The following is a 3,759-nucleotide window of genomic DNA, read 5'->3' as shown; positions in this document are numbered from 1 at the left end:
TTTAAGTTCTTGGCAAATTCTTTGGCTAATGCCAGCATTGCTTCATCTTTCATGGTAAACACCTGTGTTGCCCCTAACAGCGTTGAGGGATAGTCTAAGCGTTTACACAGTTTTATTTACAGTCTCGTCAAAACCATAGGCACGCAAAGCTAAAACTAAGTTTTCACAAGCCAAGGCAGTGGTTTTACTTGCCCAAAGTTTGGCATCGGCTTCATTAAAGGCAGTTACAGGCAATTGCTTATCCAATGTACGTGCAACTTTGAAAGCCACTTTCTTAAAGTTACCTAGCGCATTGAAGTAACCTGTTTTGTAATTATAAGGAATGAACTTGTAATACTTCTGCACAGCAGGAGGCGCTTCAGGAAATGGGAATTCAGAAATATTCAGTTTTGCCATTTCATCGACACGGTCAGTACGCGCCACACATACAATCAGCTCAGCTGCGGTTTTCGCTGCCAATTGGCCTAAACACGCTTTTACCAGCTGTTTCTTTTTTGTGGGGTTTTGTACGACATAAAATGTCCAAGGCTGTAAATTCGATGAGTTTGGCGCAAGCAGGGCAAGGTCTAAGCATTCATCTAATACGTCGCTTGGAATCGCTTTATCCGTAAATTTACGTACTGAACGGCGGCTTTGAACTACTTTTTTAAAATTTTCAATATCTATGCCTTCAGGCGCAGGCTCAAAGTAGCGCTTTTTTTCAGTGTTCTGAGATTCAGTCATAACAAATGTACCATGATTGTTTTGCAATAGAGATGGGGGGCAAATGTAAAAAAACCACCCAAAATTTTGGATGGTTTCTGTTAACGATGATGCAGTTTTAAGATTAATTGAACTGAGAAAAATCTGGCTTGCGCTTTTGCATAAAGGCAGCCACAGCTTCCATCATTTCAGGAGAACCGACACGGCTCATAAAAATCACCGCTTCATGGTCAATCCATGACACGATTTCATCGATATCATGTTTCATGAGCGCTTTAGATTGCACTAATGATGCAAGCGGTAATGCTGCAAGCTGAGCTGCTTTTTTCTGAGCAGTTGTGTAGACATCTTCTTCAATGCTGTTAATGAGATTGGTCGCAAGCGCTTTTTCGCTGTTAAAGCGGTCTGCAGTAAGCAGTAATTCAGCTGCTTTTACGTGGCCTGCTTGGCGTGCAAGCAATTTGCTTGAAGCACCTTCAGGCGATAAACCAAGGCTCACAAAAGGAATTTGGAATAAGGCAGTATTGTCTGCATAGACTAAATCACAATGCAAAAGAATCGTCACACCAATGCCAATGGCAACACCGCGTACCGCAGCAATGAGCGGTTTAGAAAATTTTGCAGCAGATTTTAAGAGTACAAATGGAGGGCCATCTTCAGCGCGAATTTGATCTTTCATGGCAGCAGACTTCATAAAGTCTTGCATGTCATTGCCGGCACTGAAGTCTGCATCTGCACCGCGTAAAATAACCGTACGCACAGACGAGTCTTGATCTGCTTCATCTAGCGCTTTGGCAATCCAAAGATAGAGTTCGCTGTACAGCGCATTTTTTGCTTGAGGGCGGTTAATGGCTAAGGTCAGTACGCCATTGTCCAAATTCGCATTCAAATGTTCATGAGGTTGTTGAATACAGCTCAGTGTCATCGTACTATCCTTGCGTTAAAGTTCGTTTTGATTTTATGCCCGACATTATGTCGCATATTTCAGCCAGTGGCACAACTGCTCAGTTCATAAAAAGTTTGATTTGATATGAAATATACATTCGATTATTTGGTTTTTATCGGTCGTTTTCAGCCTTTTCATTTGGCGCACCTGCAAACGATAAAAATTGCCTTAGAACAAAGTAGCAATGTGCTTTTGGCTTTGGGCTCGGCACAAAATGAACGCAATATCAAAAATCCATTTTTAGCGACTGAACGTGAGCAGATGATTTTGTCGAATTTTTCTGAAGCAGATCAAGTACGGATTAAATTTGTGCATGTGATTGATGTGTATAACGATGAGAAATGGCAAAAACTAGTGAAAACTTCGGTTGCAGAAATTACACAGCCCGATGACCGTATTGGCCTGATTGGGCATTTTAAAGACGATTCATCTTATTATTTAAAATTCTTCCCAGAATGGCCTTTGGTTGAGCTAGAAAGCTTAAAAGGCGCTATGTCTGCAACACCCATCCGTGAAGCCTATTACCGCGGTGAAATTGATGAAACAGCCTTTCCAGCAGGAACGATTGAATTTTTAAAGCAGTTTCAAATCACGGATACCTATAAACAGTTACAAAAACACTTCAAAAATCAAGACAAAAGCAATTTATCCTAGGCTTGTATTTCAATGTCAATTACTAATGCAAGGCATGAAATACAGCAAATATAAATATAGTGCTACGTTTTAGGTAGCGTGGAGTGTTGTTCATGGGGCTGAGGGGTGTCATGCAAGTTGGGGCAAGTGTTGGTATATCAGCATTGCTTTATTCAACTTCGCATGCAGAAGTCTGGGGGCTTACCAAAGAAAGTTTGGTTAGTTTTGATATTAAAACTGTCGGTTTAACGGTGGTACAAGGTGTTTCAGACGAGGCTCAGGCACGTTTATATTTTGATATCAATCAACCTAAAAATGCATCAGTCGTTGTGACTTTATCATCCAACAGTTTGCAGTTTAATCCACCTGTATTACGGCCAATGATTTTGAGTGAACATTTCTTTGATGCCGATCAATATAAAACCATGATGTTTAAGAGCACTGAATTTGTTCCTATTGATGCCGATCATTATAACGTCTATGGCAATTTGACCTTAAAAGGCATTACCAAACCAACAGTATTTATGACCTTACTCAAGCCAAATACAGCCAATCCAAGGCTATTGGATGTGAACGCAGTGGGTTCAATTAACCGCAGTGATTTTGGGATGAAAAAGGCCTATGGTGGCGTAGGGGAAAAAGTGAATATTCGTTTAAAAGGGCAGTTACAGTCAAAATAATGTGCTCGCTATTTTAATCATTCATTTGGATAAGATTAATTACTTAATAGCACCATTCATATTTTCACTTGCATGCTGTAAAAGGTGTTGTGTTAGTTGATCAAGAGCCAAGGCTTGTTGCTTCCAATGATGCCAATATAGCGTTATTTCAATGTTTAGCTTTGGCATTAAATCAATTAATTGCCCTGTCTTTAAACGTTGCTCAATTTGGTGGTCTGGGACTAGGCCAAAACCTAAACCCATAAAAATAGCCTCAGCAAAAGCGGAAGATGAGGGAATAACATGGTGTGGGTAGCATGCGGGGCTTAATCCAAAATGTTGCAAAAGCAAGTTGCTATGCAGTTGATCCTTATTGTTATAAATAATCGCTGGCGCATGAGTTAAGGCTTCACGTGTGAGACCTTGACTAAACCATGTGTTTACAAACTCAGGATTTGCCACTAAGCGATAGCGCATTTCGCCTAGAGGCTGTGCAATACAGCCTTGCATTGCACGTGGCTCTGCAGAAATAGAGGCATTAACCAAACCCGTTTGCATTAATAGATGCGTTTCGGACTGATCATCTACATGAAAATGTGCAATAATTTTATGCTGAGTTAAGCAAGGTTTTATGCTTGGAAGTAGCCAAGTCGCGAGCGAGTCGGCATTGGTCGCAATATTGACTGTGTAAAAAGAGGGTGTAAATAATTCTGTGTAAATACAGTTTTAAAAATACTTGGTTACACGCTCTTCAAACATGATACTAAAGCGGTTCATAGCAGATTTCCAATTTTGGATAGGCATTGTCCATTTTTTGCT

General features: G+C 40.4%; 4 protein-coding genes and 1 pseudogene. 2 read left to right on the top strand and 3 right to left on the bottom strand.

What is annotated here, in order from left to right; all coding sequences use genetic code 11:
* Nucleotides 1–126 precede the first annotated feature (126 nt).
* Together HYG93_RS18955 and HYG93_RS18950 are read right to left on the bottom strand one after the other, a co-directional pair.
* Nucleotides 127–723 (bottom strand): annotated as a pseudogene (locus HYG93_RS18955) (nitroreductase family protein); the annotation flags it as partial.
* Between the two features lie 103 nt (nucleotides 724–826).
* Entirely contained in the window at nucleotides 827–1,627 is an 801-nt protein-coding gene (locus HYG93_RS18950; protein ID WP_178962780.1) for an enoyl-CoA hydratase-related protein, read from the bottom strand.
* Nucleotides 1,628–1,732: 105 nt separating this feature from the next.
* Between HYG93_RS18950 and HYG93_RS18945 the strand changes: the two genes are divergently transcribed.
* The gene (locus tag HYG93_RS18945; protein ID WP_106985927.1) at nucleotides 1,733–2,302 is read left to right on the top strand and encodes a nicotinate-nicotinamide nucleotide adenylyltransferase; all 570 of its coding nucleotides are present in this window, start codon (nucleotides 1,733–1,735) and stop codon (nucleotides 2,300–2,302) included.
* A gap of 110 nt (nucleotides 2,303–2,412) precedes the next feature.
* Nucleotides 2,413–2,961 carry a YceI family protein gene (locus HYG93_RS18940; RefSeq protein ID WP_120364873.1) on the top strand — a complete coding sequence of 183 codons (549 nt, stop codon included), beginning with the start codon at nucleotides 2,413–2,415 and terminating at the stop codon, nucleotides 2,959–2,961.
* 39 nt (nucleotides 2,962–3,000) lie between these two features.
* On the opposite strand, the gene HYG93_RS18935 is transcribed toward HYG93_RS18940, so the two are convergent.
* Nucleotides 3,001–3,618 (bottom strand): ArgP/LysG family DNA-binding transcriptional regulator, encoded by a 618-nt coding sequence (locus tag HYG93_RS18935; RefSeq protein ID WP_372659309.1) that lies wholly within the window; start codon nucleotides 3,616–3,618, stop codon nucleotides 3,001–3,003.
* Nucleotides 3,619–3,759 lie beyond the last annotated feature (141 nt).

It is taken from the genome of Acinetobacter sp. SwsAc6, from assembly GCF_013391565.1.
Classification (GTDB): domain Bacteria; phylum Pseudomonadota; class Gammaproteobacteria; order Pseudomonadales; family Moraxellaceae; genus Acinetobacter; species Acinetobacter cumulans.
The sequence above is the reverse complement of the archived record's forward strand: the minus strand, read 5'-3'. Positions and strand labels throughout refer to the sequence as shown.